Below are 15956 nucleotides of genomic sequence, written 5' to 3' on the forward strand. Positions count from 1 at the left end.
CAGTCTACTGGCTTTGGGGTTTAATTGGCGGGTTGCTGGCGCAACAGGTTTTGGACAGGATTAACAGGATTTTGGGATGGACAGGATTTTCAAATCAGTTGAAAGAGAAAATCCTGTCCATCCCGAAATCCTGTTAATCCTGTCCAAAAGTCCTTTCTTACTTCTTCCCTTCGGCGCGGCAACGGTCGCTGCAATAAATGACGTTGTCCCAGTCGCGCTCCCATTTTTTTCGCCAGGCAAAGGGGCGTTGGCAAACGGGGCATAGTTTGGTCGGCAAGTCCGACTTTTTGCGCATTTTCATAAGCACGATTTACATAAAAAATGCCCAACCGAGGCGCGGCAGGGCATTTTTTATGTAAAAGTTGCCGGCATCAGTTTAACACGTTCCGCAAGTCTTTTGTCTCGTCGGTGCGTTTCTCATAAGCAGCATTAACGGTGGCGGCGTATTTTTTCACAGCGTCGTTGGTGGCATCATCTTTCAGGTCGTCGGCTACGTTGGCGGCTTTCTTCACCACTTTGTTCAGTTCGTCGAGGTACTTCAGGTCGAAGGCGGTACCGGGCTTCTCTTTTGTCAGTTCCGTTACGCGGTCTTTTCCTTCGCTGGAGAGGGTAACGGGCAGGTCGATTTTCAGATTTTTTGCCAGGCTGCTTAGCTCTCGATCCTGCGTGTCGCCCTCGCGCAACACCCGCTGGGCATAATCCTTCACCGACGGGTTGATGGCTTGTTTGAGCGCCACTTCGCTGAGCTGCCGCACGGTCATGTTCATGCTGGCGAGGTTTACCATCTTGTCGGCCATCTTCACGGCATCGTCTTTGGCATCCTTGCTGATGGCCGACGACTGCCCTTCAATGCGGGCTTTGTTGGCTTCTTCAGCTTTGTCAGTACTGTCTTTTGCACAGCCCGACATGAGCGTTAACAGGCTGATAAACAGCAAGAAAAGTCCCACGGTGGCTATGCCTGCTAAGCCGGTTCGGGTGGTTGGATGGTTCATAATTCATAACGTTCGTTGGTGCCTCACAAACCCGGCAATTACCCTACTTGTTTGCACGACCAATTAACCGGGAATCTGCAACAGCGTGAGCCAGGCTTCCTCTACCTTATTGTTGGCCAGTAGGTTGTGGGCTTGCTGATGCAACAAATCGGGCAAATACTGGCATCCATTGCGGGCTTCGTCAAGAAGTGCGCCTAGGGTGTTGGTCTGGGCATAAGCCCGAATGGCTTCGGCGGTGGGTAGCGCCCGCACGCTGCCGAGTTTGCCCAGGTCGTTGCCCGTCAGGATCTTGCTTTGGCGCAGGGCGGCGGGCAGGGCATCATAGCCAATGCCCATTTGCGGGCGACCCACCTCAAACAAGGCATCGCCGTTAGCCCGCACGTACCAATCGGCCCCCATGCGGCCCACGAGGTCTATTTTGCGGGGATCGACCAGCCCATTTTCGCCAAAAATACCCTCGTCGAAATGGCCCACGAGCACCTCGGCCAGCACCACCGTACCCGCGCCGGGACCGGTGCCTGTGGGGATGATCTGCCGCACCACGCACTCAAACGCCGCCGGGGCCTCGCCCACCCGCGGGGGACGAACCTGATCGGACGGTACTTCGGTGAACCCCGCTTTCTGAAACTCGTTCACGTGCCGCTCGAACTCGGCGCTGGCCAGCGACATCTGTTCCACCATCTGGTGATTGACGATGTTGATGACCACCTCCGGCACTTCTTCTATATTGAGCAGGGTGTGTTTTTTATGCCCATTCCGGTTCAGATTGGGCGAAAACAGGAGCATGGGCGGGTTAGACCCGATGACGTTGAAGAAGCTAAACGGGCTAAGGTTCACATGCCCCTCAGCACTGATCGTAGAAGCAAACGCAATAGGCCGCGGTCCCACAGTGCCAATCAAATACCGGTAAAATTCGAGTTGAGGTAAGCTACTGGCAGGAATGGTTTTCATGAATGTTACGCACTGAAATTCTGGTAAATAGAATCCATGATGCGGGTGAAGTGCTGGTAATCTTCATCACTGAGTTCGCCCCAGCCCTGCCGCCGGATGTCAATCACCATGGGCAGGAGTTGGGCGTAGATCGTTTCGCCGTCGGGGGTGAGGAAGATGAGGAACTTGCGGCGGTCGTCGTCGGCGAGGCGGCGTTCGGCGAGGCCTTTTTTGGTCAGGATGTCAATAATCCGCGTAACGGTGGGGGCGTCTTTGGTGGTTAGCTCGCCCAACTGATTCTGACTGATGCCGGGGTTGCGATGCAGGTGGTCAATAAGCACCCATTGGTCGACGGTAAGGTCGGAGCCGGCTTCGTTGAATCGTTTTTGCAACGCATACCGGATACGCTTGATGGCGGTGTCGATCTTAAAAAAATACGCGCGCTCGTCGGAAGGGTGGGTCATTGCAGTATGCAGTAAAGGGCAGTGGACAGGTTGCAGTAGTGCTGTTCCTGTTGCAAGTTACTGAACCCGCTGACCCATTTGCAATTAGCAAAGCGGCGCTCTGCTAGACGAGTGACAGCAACCGCTCTAGCTGCCGTTCAATTTCGGGGACCGATTCGTAGAGTTGTTCGTAGGAGTCGATCACAAAATATTGCTCCTGAAAACGGTCGATCACGTAGGGCGTTTGGAGTAAGGTAGCCACGTCATAATCCGTTCGCTTCGGCACGTCGCTTTCAAGGGCGTAGATCGTTTCGCCGGGGGAAGAAAGAATGCCACCCCCGTAAATACGCAGTTCTGAGGTTCCTGAAGGCCCTTTTTCGCAGATCAGGCCAAACTCCACGGTGTACCAATAGAGCCGGGCAATCATCTCGATGGCCTCGTCGTGGTCTACGTGGTTGAGCGCCATGCGGCTTAGCGCGGCCAGAAAATCGCAGAACGATTGGTTGGTCAGCACCGGCACGTGCCCGAAGGTGTCGTGAAACATGTCGGGTTCGGGCAGATAGTCGATCTGATCACGGCTGCGCACCCAGGTGGTGGCCGGAAACTGCCGGTCGGCCATTAGCTCGAAGAACTCGCGGTTGCCAATCAGGCCCGGCACCGCCACCACGCGCCAGCCCGTGAGAGGCAGCAAACGCGGGTTCAGGTCTTTTTCAAAATCGGGAATGGCGGCGTTAGGAAAGCCCGTTGCCACAATCCCGTCCATATACGCCTGCGAGGCCCGCCCCGGCAGCCGACTCATTTGCCGCTCGAACAGTAACCGCCAAACGGCCTGCTCATCGGCAGTGTAGAGGGCATAATTTTGTTTCATATGGCGTAGGGGAGGAAAGGGAGGAACGGGAGAACGGAGGAGGGGGAGCTTCGCGCTCTACTACTTTTGGTCTCGTCGCGAAGCTCCCCTTCCTCCGTTCTCCCGTTCCTCCCTTTCCTCCTTTTATAACGTTCCCCTAACTTCCTGTTCGCGTTCGATGGCTTCGAAGAGGGCTTTGAAATTGCCTTTTCCGAACGAGCGGGCACCTTTGCGCTGAATAATCTCAAAGAAAAGGGTAGGGCGGGGGCAGATGGGCTTCGTGAAAATCTGGAGCAAGTACCCCTCCTCATCCCGGTCGACCAAAATACCCAGCGGGCGGAGGTTTTCAATTTCCTCGTCGATCTCGCCAACGCGGTCTTTCAGGTCGTCGTAGTAGGCATCAGGCACGCGCAGAAATTCCACACCCCGGTCGCGGAGGGCAATCACGGTTTCCACGATGTTGTCGGTAGCCACGGCCATGTGCTGAATGCCCGCGCCGCCGTAGAAGTCGATGTACTCTTCGATCTGCGATTTCTTCTTGCCCTCGGCGGGTTCGTTGATCGGAAACTTCACGCGGCCATTGCCGTTGCTCATCACCTTGCTCATCAGGGCCGTGTAATCCGTTGAGATATCTTTATCGTCAAACGACACTAACTGGCTGAATCCCATAACGTTGGCGTAGAAGCTGACCCATTCATTCATCTCGTTCCAGCCCACGTTGCCTACCATGTGGTCTACGTAGAGCAAGCCCGACGAGGCCGGCTGGTAGGCGGGTTGCCAGGCTTCGTAGCCGGGCAGAAACACGCCTGCGTAATTGGTGCGCTCCACAAACAGGTGAACGGTGTCGCCGTAGGTATGGATGCCCGACCGCACCACATAACCGTGTGCGTCTTCGTCGCGGGTGGGTTGCATAAACGGCTTTGCCCCGCGTTTGGTAGTCTCGTCAAACGCCGACGTAGCATCATCGACCCAAAACGCCACCACCCGAACGCCGTCGCCGTGCTGATCGATATGGCGGCCAATTTCGCTGTCGGCGTGGAGCGGTGAGGTAAGCACAATCCGGATTTTGCCTTGCTCCAATACGTATGATTCGCGGTCGCGGAGGCCCGTTGAGAGGCCTGCGTGAGCGAGGGGCTGAAAACCAAAAGCCGTCTGAAAATAATGCGCCGACTGCCGGGCGTTGCCTACATAGAGTTCAACGTAGTCGGTGCCGTTGAGGGGCAGAAAATCGGGGCGGGCAGCGCCGTTGGCCACAGCGGTTGGCGCTACAACGGGTTCGAGGAGGGCTTCCATAGTTGAACGAACAACGGACCACATCAGCCCCCCTGGGAGCCGACGTGGCCGCTGTTCTGTTGTTGATGAAGTATATGTTAGCTTAACAACTATTGTTTAGCGTACAATTATAACGACAACTGCTCGAAATAGTATTTTGTCTGGAACAATTATTATTGAGCGGAGGGGCCAAGCCCTCACTTCTGATTCTCCGACCTCGTTTCTACGGCCGATTCTTCGGGTAGCGTAGCTACGCGGTAGGCCATCACAGCCATAGCCAGGGCGAAGAACGCGAAGGGTGCACGGGGGTCGAGGGCCGTTAGAATCGTGGTCATCACGGCCGTCAGGAAACTAGCTACTCCACCCAAAGCCTGCGAGTCGCCGAAGATTTGTCCCGAACCACCACCTTTGGCCGTCAGTGCTGAAATCTGGCCTGTAATGAGGCCCGTCAGCAGGCCCGCCGTGACAGCATCGAGCGCGCCAGTAAAGTAGAGCATAGTGATACTCTTGCCCGACAGCGCGTAGAGTGCCATGACGCCAATACCCCCAATAGCCGCAAAAATCATGACCTTACGCTGGTTGATATGCTTCACGATCAACTGAAAAAACACCAGGTTTACCGTCAACGTGATGAGGCCGTAGTAGATAAAGAAATACGACGCCTCGCGGTAGGTCAGTCCCAGATCACCTACAATGAGGTAGGCAATAAAATAATTGTAATACCCCAGCGACAGCACCGTTAGCAACTGAATGATAAACAGGGCTTTAAATCCTTTCAGCTTCTCCTCAACGTCGGCCAGCTGTCCCCATAGTGTTTTGATCTTCAGCGCATTGAACGCTTTTTCGCGCAGTTCTTTCGGGTCGATGGGTTGCTTTTCTTTGGTGCTGGTTTCCTTGAAAATAAACGTCAGCACCACGTTGACCACGGCCAGGATGATGCCCATGATGACCAGCGGTTTGGCATCGTAACGAGCCTGTGCCAGCGAAATAATCAGGATGCCACCCACCGCCGGACCGAAAATAGCTCCCAAGGCCGTTACTGATCCCAAAATGCCAGTTTGTTGCACCACGTCACCGTCGTCGGCTGTATCGACCACCGCCGACCGTAGGATGGAGAGCATACCATTGGTAGTGCCTTCAATGCCCCGGTTGGTGAGGTAGCCAAACACGTTGACGGGTAGCAGGAAAAAAGAAGCCAGCAACGACATCAGCGAGGTGCCAATAAGCACGGGTCGGCGCCCAATTTTGTTGGAGATAGCTGCCAGCACGGGCGAGGTAACCAACTGTGCACCCAGCAACAGAGCGCTGCCCGCCATAACCCAGACTTGTTTGCCCGATAGGGTTTCGGTGTATTTGTTGAGCAGTGGGCCTACTCCGCCCGCCACCACCGAATCGATAAAGAGGATGCCGATGATGAGCGCTAATCGAGGATTTTTAAACATACGGGTGCCATAAAAAAACCCGCCAGATTGGCGGGTTAGGTATAAGTTGTAACAAGTTCTATAGGTGGAGTAGGTAGACCACTGAATAGGTATATGATTAAAAAGCGGTTGTACCGTCTATTTCGAGGTAGCCATCACCATCCGAATGTTGAGTTTGGCACCCGTCTGTAGCACATCGACCAGGTCCTGCACCGTCAGCGTCTTGTCAAACCGCACCACCACGGTGGGTTCGTCAATACCGGTCATCACCGTTTTTAGCTCTTCTTCGAGGTTCTGCGGCGAAACAGGTTGCTTGTCAATGAAATACTGCTTGCCCGCATCGACCGATAGCGTCACCTGCTTCTTACTCAGCTGCTGCGACGAAGCCGCTTTGGGCAGCAACAGCTTGATCACGTTCGGGTTGGCCACCGTGGAGACGATCAGGAAAAACAGCAACAAAAAAAACATGATGTCGTTGAGCGACGACGTGGCCACTTCGGCAGCAAATTTCTTTCTTCGGCGGAGCTTCATAGAAAAGAGTCGTAAGTCTGGGAGTCGATAGTCTGGAAAGTCGCGTTTAGTGTTGATGACGCATCAGTCTGGTTGCAGCAGCGTCAGCAACACTAAACGCGACTTTCCAGACTATCGACTCCCAGACTTACGACTCTTTTAGCGCACTCGCGCAGTTTCGGTGGGTTTCTGGAGGACTTCCATGAAATCAAAGGCGTTCATTTCCAGCTTGAGCGTGAAGCGTTCGATCATCATGTTGAGCAGGTGATAGCCTGTATACGCAATCACACCCACCACGAGGCCCGCGCCAGAGGTGATCATTTTTTCATATAGACCACCGGCAATAATGCCCACGCTGATGTTATCGGTGAGGGAGATGTCGTAGAAGATGCGGATGATCCCCGAAATCGTACCGATGAAGCCAAGCATGGGCGCAATACCGGCAATGATGCCCAAATAGCCCAGATTACGCTCCATGCGCGACAATTCGATCTGGCCTACGGTCTCAATCGTGTTTTCGATGTCTTTGTTTGTGCCCACGCCCACGCGGCCAATGGCTTTCTCGAACACCCGTCCGGCGGCGGTGCGCTGATTTTTACAGAACGACTCCGCCGACTTCACGTTGCCCTGCAAGAGCATGTCTTTCACATTATCGACAAAGCCTTCATCAACTTTTCCCTGCTTGCTGATAAGAATCCAGCGTTCGATGATGAGGTAGAGGGTAGCAAAAAAGAGGAAGGCAATGGGCACCATCACCCAGCCCCCTTTGGCCACCAGATCAAACAAACCCAGCCGTTGAGCGGCGGCGGCACTGGCCGCAGCAGTAGCTGTTGAGTCGGCAACGGCCGAGGCAGACGTAACGGGAACCTGAAGCAGGATGGTCATAGATAGAAGGTAAACCGAAAAGTTGGGCGTCGTGACGTTCAGCAATCACAACGCCCAGGGCGCTGCGAATCGTATGCCAAAGATAACAAAGCCAACGTAGGGCGAAAGGAAATGTGATTCTGGGGGAAATAGCGTAGGGCAGGGAGCGTAGGGCAAAGAGCGGTATTTGCTCCGCCGTCTATACTCCCTGCTCTATGCCCTACGCCCCCTGCTCTATGCTCTCTGCCCCACGCTCTTCGCTTTCCGCCGTGTCCATTTCGACACGTCGAACAGGGCCAGGGGGTAGGTTTCGCCGAGGGTTACGCCTGCTTCGGCCAGGGTGGCGGGATCGGTTAGGGAAATGAGGTGCAGGTGTCCAGGCGGGACGTTGGCCAGTTCGGGAAGCCAGCGCGATACATATTCGCCTTTGGGGTCATACTTGCGGGCCTGGGTGTAGACGTTGAAGTACCGGTCCATACGCGGGTCAGCGCTTACTTTAGCTACCAGGTTCCAGTTGCCCCAGTTACTACACGGGTCGTAGTCGATGAGCAGACTTTCCAGGTAAGCCGCTCCCCAGGTCCAGAGCACGCCGAGGTCGTTGAGCAGGTGCGAGGCCACATTTTGCCGCCCCCGGTTCGACTGGTAGCCGGTCAGGTTCAGCTCGCGCATGTTAGCATCGATAAACGGTACGCCCGTTTGGCCGTTGGCCCACTGCCAGAACAGGGCCTTGTCGCGCTGCCAGTGGGCCGTTTTAACTCGCCGTGGCCCCGACGGAAAGAAAATGCGCGATCCGTATTTGGCCGTAATAAATCGGAAATAGTCGCGCCAGATCAGTTCAAACACCAACCAGTAGGTCGATACGTTTTTGACGCGCTCTTTTTCGTACTGCTTCACCTGCCAATAGACACGCCGGGGCGAGAGGCAACCGTAGGCCAGCCAGGCCGAGAACTTGCTCGAGTAGTCTTCGCCCAGCAGGTTGTTGCGGGTAAACTTGTAGCTTTTAAGACCGTCGCGTTCCCAAAAATAAGCCGCCAGCCGGTCCAGCGCGGCGGTTTCGCCCCCCACGTGATGGATGGCGGCGCGAGGGTCCTGCACGACGTCTTCGTAGCCAAACTGAGCCAGCGTAGGCAGGAGGCCAGGGTCAACGCCCGTGGGCAGGCCTACGTACCGGGGTTCTGCCACCTCCGGTCGCACGCTCGACTCGCGTTCGCACCCCCGCCGAAAGTCACGGTACGAGTCGGGGATGGCATCAGCCACAAAGGGCAAATCGTCGGGGTGATAGAGCGACAGCATCCAGAAGTACTGCACCGGCACGTTTAGCGCGGCCAGTTGCCTATTAACCTCGGCTTCCATAGCCACATCATCCTGAGTAATTTCTTTACCCGCATACACCGCCGACGCACCATATTCACGAGCCAGGTCGGCCAGGACCTCAGCCACGTTGCCCACCCGAATGAGCAGGTCGCCGCCCCGTTCTTGCAGTCGTCGGCGGAGGTCGGCGAGGGCTTCAAACAAAAAGCGGACACGAAAAACCCCCGCCTTTCGGAAGCCCAGTTCGGGGTCTTCGGCAAACGAGCGGGGGTCAATAATAAAAACGGGCAGTACACTATCGCCCTGGGCTACGGCCTGCGCAAAGCCTTCGTTGTCGTGCAGGCGTAGGTCGTTGCGAAACCAGTAAATGATGGGCATGAAAAAGAGACAAGAGGTAAGAAGCAAGAGACAAGATGTTCATGCCAAGAATCTTATTTCTTGCTTCTTACCTCTTGTCTCTTCTTCGTTACAACGTCGAATCGGCGGCCTGTGTTTGGGGCTGAGCCGGTTGAGCCTGTGGTTGGACGGGTTGGGCCTGTGGTTGGGCGGGCTGCCCCTGCTGATAACCCGGCGCTGCCGATTGGTCGCCGGGGAGTTGCTGATAGCGATTGCCACCTACAAACTCCACATTGGTGATGTAATACTTAGTGTCGCCGTTCCAGGGCAGGCGCAGGATTTTCTCTTCGTAATGCAGCGTTACGCGCTGACCGGTCCGCACAGCTTCGGTGATTTTCTGGGCTGTAGCTTCGTCTTTCACCGAAAAATCGAAGAATTGTGGCGTCAGTGAGCCTGTTTCGCCCGAAAAGCCCCCCACGTTCAGAACGCCTTCGTAGGTTTTGAACAGATAGCCCCGACGGCTGAATTTAGAGACGGTGCCGGCCCGTTCGCCATCAGAAAAACTCCAGCCCGTGAGCAGGTATAAAACGCCCAGGATCAGTAGAACAAAGACAAGCAGATAGGTGAAAAAGCGCATAAGCGTCCGTGATTAAGTTTTGTTGCGGACAAATCAACAAAAAGTTAGCCGTGTTTCCCAAAATCACTTTACTAGCACCTTTATTGCCTGCCGCACGGATCCTTCCTGTACGGTGAGGATGTAGAGGCCGGGGGTCAAGGTGCTGGCGGGGGTGTAAACGGCTTCTGTGGTGCTGGAACGAGCCAATTGCCCGGCAATGGTCTGCCCCGAAAGTGCGCTTAATCGTACCTGTGGAGTAGTCATTTGATACAGCCGCAGTTGAATAGCCTGCCCATCAGTCGGGTTTTCGCGGAGACTGGCGTATGGCTGACTGGTGTCTACCCGAATGGCAACAGCCTTGGAGTAAACTGCGCTACCATCCCGGTCAATCTGTTTAAGGCGATAATAGTTGACTCCGTGCTGCGGCGACTCATCCGTTAACGAATAATACTGCTGTTGGTTTGTGTTTCCCGCCGACTGGCGCGTACCCACTCCTATAAACTCGCTGGCATCACTACTGCGTTGCACTACAAACCGCTCCGACTCACGCTCTGAAGCTGTAGACCAGGTTAACAACACGGTATTTCCCGCCACCTGTCCTTTAAAACTAACCAATTCGACAGGTTGCGCTGCCTGCACGGTGCCCGACACAGCCACTAGCGACGTAATGCCGCTACTTGCGTTGGTAATATTGCCCGACGGAGCACCTACGGCAGCACCTGTAAGCCGGACATAGATGGTGTTCGTGACGATGGTGCCACCGCTTTGTAGCAGCGTCAGCGAAGGGTTGAACCCGCCGCCCGCGCTCGTACTGATTTCATAACCGGCGGGAGCCGTAATCACCAGATCATCAAACAGATTAGCCCCCGAAATACTGTAGTTTTTGGTGGCCGACGGTACTCCCAACGTCGTTGTGAAGCCCGACAGCGTAATGGGAATTGTGGTGAGCGTTGGCTGCACTATCTTACCTGAAATGGTTGCGCTGCCTATGCTGATAAAATCGGTACTAGTAGAGGCACCCCAAAAATAAACCCGAATCTTGGCAGTTGCCGTTACCCGCACCACGCTACTGACAACCATAGATACGTTGGTTGTGGTGGTTGTAACAGGGCCATTGCCAATTGAAACAGCCGTAGTGAAATTATCGGTACTGATACGAGCCTCATACGCAGTAGGTCCGTTCGCTGACTTGTCTAGGTTGATAACAAATTGCTGAATGGTGAGATCGTACCCTGAATTCGGCGTGATACTAACCTCAAAATAACGAGCTAGATCAATGGATGGCACATTCCAGCCCTGGCCCCGAAACCGGCTACTTACAATACTAGTTGCCGGCGTAGGTGTAGTGATTGTTGCTACCGAGGCTGTGGCATTAGGGTCTACCGTGTTGGGGGCTGTTTGTGTAGCACCAAATGGCCAGTTGGCAATAATTTGCCCGAAACTGGCCGAGCCTACCGTGCACAACAACAGGGCCAATAGTAGGCGACAGCATAGGTTGTTCAAATAAGCAGTACAGAATGGCATAAGCTTAAGTCAAGTTAGGTGGGGTAAAGACGAGAGGTGCGCTCAAAAGACACGACAAATGAGCCAGTTAGTTAAGTAAAAAACCCGTCATTTACTAATGCAAGTAACTAACTGACAATATATTAGCTTGTCGCTTATTAAGTAATTGCCACAAAAAAGCCCAACCCAAAAATTTTCGGGTTGGGCTTTTGCAAAAGTCTTATTGCTTAACGGTACTTTTTACACGTTCATCAGCGACTCTCTCCGGCGCATTTTGCCGGCGGGGATACCAAACATCATTTTAAACCGGCGGCAGAAATAGGCCGTGTCTTTGTAGCCTACTTCGGCACCAATGGCGCGGATGCTCTTTTTGCTCGTGCGCAACAGACCCACGGCGGCTTCCATACGCTGATATTCAATGTAGTCCTGCGGGTTGATGCCCGTGAGCATCTTGAAATACTGCCCCACGTAATCTTCCGACACGTTGGCTACGTTAGCCAGCACTTTGTTCGAAAGGTCGCCGCCGATGTTGTCTTTGATATAGGCAAAAATGTCGATCAGGCGCGGGTCTTTGAAATAGGTGCTGTTGGTCACGAGTTGTTCCACAAACAGCCGCTGCTTCAGGATGTATCGGATCACCTCGATCACGATCTCTTCCGTTTTGATCTTGATCACGCGGCCCTTACCAGCCACCTCGGTCATGTCTTCCAGCAAAATCTGCCGGATCGCCTGCGCCAGCGTTTCGTCATGCTTGATAATGAACGGCGGCACGTCGAGCGAGTTGAAGAAATTGACCGAGTCGAACACTTTGGCTTCGAAGGATACGTAACCAAACGAATTGGGCATATTGCCAATACGACTTGGATCGCGGTTGGCCTCGAAGTAATGCTCACGGTGAGTCATGAACTCTTCGTTGGTTACCGCCTTCGGGTTCGAGGGTTCGCCGTAGGTAACGGTCACGTGCTTACCACCGGGGATAAACAGCATATCGCCAATCTCAACCTTTTGGTGCTCATCGCCGTACGATACATCACCGTTATATAGGATCAACAACGTGTTTTCTACGTCGTAGAAATTCTTGATAACAATCGGTTGCAGGATGCGAATATTCCGGGCTTTAATGAACTTGACGCCCAGCGATTCAATGATTTTGTTATAGTCTTCCATAGCCGAACGGATTGCGTGGTGCTTCGTTGCCCTGCAATATTGCACAAAACTAATAAATTGTACAAAACTAATACAACTATAAAAGTTTCCGTTTGCTAAAAAAAAACGGCCCTATTCGCTGGAAATAGGGCCGAGGGGGTTAAAAAATATAGTTTTTACAAGAAAAGCCTACCGAACGATCTCTCGGGCAATTACTAATTTTTGTATTTCCGAGGTACCTTCATATATCTGCGTAATCTTGGCATCGCGCATCAATCGCTCAACGTGAAACTCCTTCACGAAGCCATAACCACCGTGAATTTGAACAGCTTCGGTGGTGGCCCACATCGCCACGTCAGAGGCAAATAGTTTGGCCATTGCCGCCGCCTGCACATAGTCTTTGTGCTCATCTTTGAGTCGGGCAGCTTTATACACCAGTAGTCGGGCCGCCTCGATCTTGGTAGCCATTTCGGCCAGTTTAAATTGAATGGCCTGATGCTCGAAAATAGCTTTGCCAAACGCTTTCCGCTCCTGACTGTATTTCAGGGCCAGTTCATAAGCGCCAGCTGCAATGCCGAGGGCCTGGGCCGCAATACCGATACGACCTCCGTTGAGGGTACTCATGGCAAACTTGAACCCAAACCCGTCGGCTCCGATACGGTTTTCCTTAGGCACTTTCACGTCCGTAAACAGCAGCGAGTGGGTGTCTGACGCCCGAATGCCGAGCTTGTCTTCTTTCTTGCCCACTACAAAACCGGGCGTACCTTTTTCCACAATCAGGCAGTTGATGCCCCGGTGGCCTTTTTCACGGTTGGTCTGCGCAATCACCAAGGCCACCCCCGACGAATTACCGTTAGTGATCCAGTTTTTGGTACCGTTTACAAGGTAATAATCGCCCATGTCTTCGGCAGTGGTGGCCTGTGAAGTGGCGTCGGAGCCGGCTTCGGGTTCTGAGAGGCAAAACGCGCCAATCATCTGCCCGGAGGCCAGCGGCGTGAGGTATTTATGCTTCTGCTCTTCGGTGCCGAAAGCCTCTAACCCGTAGCAAACCAGCGAGTTATTGACCGACATGATTACCGATGCTGAAGCGTCGATCTTAGAAATTTCTTCGATGGCAATGGCGTAGGAAACGGTGTCCATACCGCCACCGCCGTATTCGGGCGAGACCATCATGCCCATGAAGCCCAGTTCGCCCATGCGCTTCACCTGCTCAGCGGGAAACTGTTGAGCGTTGTCGCGCTCTACAATGCCGGGTAGCAGCTCATTCTGCGCAAAATCGCGGGCCGCTTCCTGCACGGCCAAGTGTTCTTCCGATAAGTTAAAATTCAGACCCTGAAGGTCATGCGGTGCCGTTGTCATGGTCGTGTTGTTGATTGATGAAGCAAATTTACAAAGCAACGTAGTATGCATGCATAACAAATTTAGTGGTGAGTGCTGAGTGGTAAGTGATGAGTTTGCTTCCGCACGATTAGACGCGGAAGCAAACTCATCACTTACCACTCAGCACTCACCACTAACTAGCTTGCCCGCCGTTGACGCCCAGTACTTGTCCGTTCACGAACGAGGCTTCGTCAGAGGCGAGGTAGAGGTAGGCGTTGGCAATGTCGGCAGGTTCGCCCATGCGTTTTACGGGGATAAGCGCGATGGTGGCCTGACGGGCCTCTTCAGGCATAGCATCGGTCATGTCGGTGCGGATGAAGCCGGGTGCCACGGCGTTGGCGGTAATGCCTTTGGGACCAAGTTCCTTGGCCCAGGTGCGGCACATAGCCACCACGCCCGCCTTGGTGGCAGCATAGTTTGTCTGCCCGAAATTGCCATGTATCCCCACTACGCTTGACGTGCAGATGATGCGCCCATAACCACGCTCTACCATGTGCGGCACCACGGCTTTGGTGCAATTAAAGACGCCCGTGAGGTTCACATCGATCACCTGCTGCCACTCTACATGACTCATTTTCAGCAGGGTGCGGTCGCGCGTGATGCCCGCGTTGTTTACCAAGATGTCGATCTGTCCGTGTTGTTCCAGCACTGCCCGGACGGCTTCTTCCACGCCGGGTACGTCGGTTACGCTTACGCGCATGAAGGTGGCGTTGTGGCCCTGGTCACGTAGGGTTTGGGCCGTGTCTTCGCCCTCATCCAGCATATCCCAGATGATAACGGTGGCACCCTCGCGGGTGAAAATTTCGGCGGCAGCCCGGCCAATGCCGCGTGCCCCGCCGGTAATGATAGCAACTTTGTTTTCTAGACGCATATGAATAGTGGTGAGTGGTAAGTGGTGAGTTTGCTGCCGCAAGAATAATATGCTGGCGGCAGCAAACTCACCACTTACCACTCATCGTTTATCACTCAAAAAGTAGCGATATCAATTCGGCCACGCAGGCGGGTTTGGTTTGGCCTTCTACTTCAAAGACGCATTCGATGATCACCCGCACGCCGCGTGCACCCTCATTAGCGTTAGTTGGCTCAACGTGGTGGAGCCAGGCTTTCATGCGAAGACGGCTACCGCTGGGCACGGCGTTGGTAAACCGAATTTTGTTGGCACCGTAGTTTACGCCCATCTTCACCGACTCAATCGTGTAGATCTCCGACAGCAAACGCGGTGCCAGCGATAGGGTCAGAAACCCGTGGGCAATGGTGGTCTTGAACGGTGACTCGCGGGCGGCGCGGTCGGGCTCGAGGTGAATCCACTGGTGGTCACCGGTGGCATCGGCAAAGAGCTGGATCTGCTCCTGCGAGATCGTGACCCAGTCGGTAGTACCGAGTTCCTGCCCGGCATGGGCGGTAAAGGCATCGAGGTTGGGGAAGGAGGTCATAAATGGATTTTAGATTCTGGACGCTGGATGTTGGATATTCGCGGCTGATCAAATAAGTGCCTTCGGGTAGCATCCAATGTCTACCGTCCAATATCCGACATCCTTTGTTAAATATGGTTCTGGGCCGGTTATCTGGCTGGCCTTTCATGGTATTGGGCAGGACGCGGCGGCAATGGCCCCGCTTGGTGAACGGCTGTCCAAAACGCACACTGTCTATAGTATCGACCTACCCTACCACGGGCAAGATAACCAGACTAATTGGCCCGCTAACATAACCAAAACATACTGGCAAAGTTTGGTAGCCCACTTTCTCACCAAACATGGCATCGACCGGTTTTCGGTGGTGGGGTTCAGCATGGGGGGGCGCTTTGCGCTTATCACCGCTAGCCTGTTTGCCCCGCAACTAGACGAACTGATCCTTATTGCTCCCGACGGCATTACCGAAGACCCCTGGTTTAGACTGGCAACGAACACGGCACCGGGCCGTTGGCTGTTACGTTTTTTTCTGAACAACACCCGCCTGTTCACCCGCCTGGGGCACGGACTGGTACGACTGGGCCTACTTAGCGCGGGGCTGATGCGGTTTGTAGAAGCTACTATGCAAACCCCCGAACAACGGGCGCAGATTGGCCAAGCCTGGGTAGGTTTCCGTCACCTGACCACCGATATTCCGGCGCTGGCGAAGCAGCTACGAGCCAATAAAGTGCACGTGTGGTTGTTTCTGGGCCAGTTCGATGCCGTCCTGCCCCTGGGCCACACCCGCCCCCTGCTGCGCGCCCTTCCCGAAACCACTGAAATAATTTTGCCCAGTGGCCACACCTCGCTGGTACGGCGTGTAGCCGCTGGCTGGCCTTTTTCTTGCGCTTAACCCGTTTTTCCGGTCGTTAACAATTTTTATTGGGCGAAGCAACTGCGTACCGTTGTATGTTCATCTCCATAAAAAACCGCTCAC

General features: G+C 54.1%; 17 protein-coding genes. 1 reads left to right on the forward strand and 16 read right to left on the reverse strand.

The window, feature by feature from the left end; all coding sequences use genetic code 11:
* Positions 1 to 157: 157 nt before the first annotated feature.
* The 16 genes from J2I48_RS08460 to J2I48_RS08535 form a co-directional block, all read right to left on the reverse strand.
* Positions 158 to 301 (reverse strand): DUF2256 domain-containing protein, encoded by a 144-nt coding sequence (locus J2I48_RS08460; protein ID WP_207334984.1) that lies wholly within the window; start codon positions 299 to 301, stop codon positions 158 to 160.
* A 70-nt stretch (positions 302 to 371) separates the two neighbouring features.
* On the reverse strand, positions 372 to 992 hold the full coding sequence (locus tag J2I48_RS08465; RefSeq protein WP_207334985.1) for a DUF4142 domain-containing protein: 621 nt from the start codon (positions 990 to 992) through the stop codon (positions 372 to 374).
* 63 nt (positions 993 to 1055) lie between these two features.
* Positions 1056 to 1943 (reverse strand): flavin reductase family protein, encoded by an 888-nt coding sequence (locus J2I48_RS08470; RefSeq protein WP_207334986.1) that lies wholly within the window; start codon positions 1941 to 1943, stop codon positions 1056 to 1058.
* Positions 1944 to 1948: 5 nt separating this feature from the next.
* The gene (locus J2I48_RS08475) at positions 1949 to 2386 is read right to left on the reverse strand and encodes a MarR family winged helix-turn-helix transcriptional regulator (protein WP_207334987.1); all 438 of its coding nucleotides are present in this window, start codon (positions 2384 to 2386) and stop codon (positions 1949 to 1951) included.
* A gap of 103 nt (positions 2387 to 2489) precedes the next feature.
* On the reverse strand, positions 2490 to 3233 hold the full coding sequence (gene phhA / locus J2I48_RS08480; RefSeq protein WP_207334988.1) for a phenylalanine 4-monooxygenase: 744 nt from the start codon (positions 3231 to 3233) through the stop codon (positions 2490 to 2492).
* A gap of 123 nt (positions 3234 to 3356) precedes the next feature.
* Positions 3357 to 4505: a 4-hydroxyphenylpyruvate dioxygenase gene (gene hppD, locus J2I48_RS08485; protein WP_207334989.1), complete on the reverse strand. Its 1149-nt coding sequence runs from the start codon at positions 4503 to 4505 to the stop codon at positions 3357 to 3359.
* Between the two features lie 176 nt (positions 4506 to 4681).
* Positions 4682 to 5926: an MFS transporter gene (locus tag J2I48_RS08490; RefSeq protein WP_207334990.1), complete on the reverse strand. Its 1245-nt coding sequence runs from the start codon at positions 5924 to 5926 to the stop codon at positions 4682 to 4684.
* A 117-nt stretch (positions 5927 to 6043) separates the two neighbouring features.
* On the reverse strand, positions 6044 to 6436 hold the full coding sequence (locus J2I48_RS08495) for an ExbD/TolR family protein (RefSeq protein WP_207334991.1): 393 nt from the start codon (positions 6434 to 6436) through the stop codon (positions 6044 to 6046).
* Between the two features lie 138 nt (positions 6437 to 6574).
* Positions 6575 to 7300, reverse strand: coding sequence for a MotA/TolQ/ExbB proton channel family protein (locus tag J2I48_RS08500; RefSeq protein WP_207334992.1), 726 nt, complete (start codon positions 7298 to 7300; stop codon positions 6575 to 6577).
* Positions 7301 to 7513: 213 nt separating this feature from the next.
* On the reverse strand, positions 7514 to 8968 hold the full coding sequence (locus J2I48_RS08505; protein ID WP_207334993.1) for a DASH family cryptochrome: 1455 nt from the start codon (positions 8966 to 8968) through the stop codon (positions 7514 to 7516).
* Positions 8969 to 9056: 88 nt separating this feature from the next.
* On the reverse strand, positions 9057 to 9563 hold the full coding sequence (locus J2I48_RS08510; protein ID WP_207334994.1) for a DUF8785 domain-containing protein: 507 nt from the start codon (positions 9561 to 9563) through the stop codon (positions 9057 to 9059).
* A gap of 63 nt (positions 9564 to 9626) precedes the next feature.
* Positions 9627 to 11066: a T9SS type A sorting domain-containing protein gene (locus J2I48_RS08515; protein ID WP_207334995.1), complete on the reverse strand. Its 1440-nt coding sequence runs from the start codon at positions 11064 to 11066 to the stop codon at positions 9627 to 9629.
* Positions 11067 to 11285: 219 nt separating this feature from the next.
* Positions 11286 to 12212, reverse strand: coding sequence for an AraC family transcriptional regulator (locus J2I48_RS08520; RefSeq protein ID WP_207334996.1), 927 nt, complete (start codon positions 12210 to 12212; stop codon positions 11286 to 11288).
* A gap of 168 nt (positions 12213 to 12380) precedes the next feature.
* The gene (locus tag J2I48_RS08525; RefSeq protein WP_207335137.1) at positions 12381 to 13520 is read right to left on the reverse strand and encodes an acyl-CoA dehydrogenase; all 1140 of its coding nucleotides are present in this window, start codon (positions 13518 to 13520) and stop codon (positions 12381 to 12383) included.
* Positions 13521 to 13704: 184 nt separating this feature from the next.
* Positions 13705 to 14442 carry a 3-oxoacyl-[acyl-carrier-protein] reductase gene (gene fabG / locus J2I48_RS08530; RefSeq protein WP_207334997.1) on the reverse strand — a complete coding sequence of 246 codons (738 nt, stop codon included), beginning with the start codon at positions 14440 to 14442 and terminating at the stop codon, positions 13705 to 13707.
* Between the two features lie 91 nt (positions 14443 to 14533).
* On the reverse strand, positions 14534 to 15004 hold the full coding sequence (locus J2I48_RS08535) for a MaoC family dehydratase (protein WP_207334998.1): 471 nt from the start codon (positions 15002 to 15004) through the stop codon (positions 14534 to 14536).
* 76 nt (positions 15005 to 15080) lie between these two features.
* Here J2I48_RS08535 and J2I48_RS08540 point away from each other — a divergent pair, with 76 nt between their 5' ends.
* The gene (locus J2I48_RS08540) at positions 15081 to 15872 is read left to right on the forward strand and encodes an alpha/beta fold hydrolase (RefSeq protein ID WP_207334999.1); all 792 of its coding nucleotides are present in this window, start codon (positions 15081 to 15083) and stop codon (positions 15870 to 15872) included.
* Positions 15873 to 15956 lie beyond the last annotated feature (84 nt).

The sequence above is a fragment of the Fibrella aquatilis genome (assembly GCF_017353255.1).
Taxonomy (GTDB): domain Bacteria; phylum Bacteroidota; class Bacteroidia; order Cytophagales; family Spirosomataceae; genus Fibrella; species Fibrella aquatilis.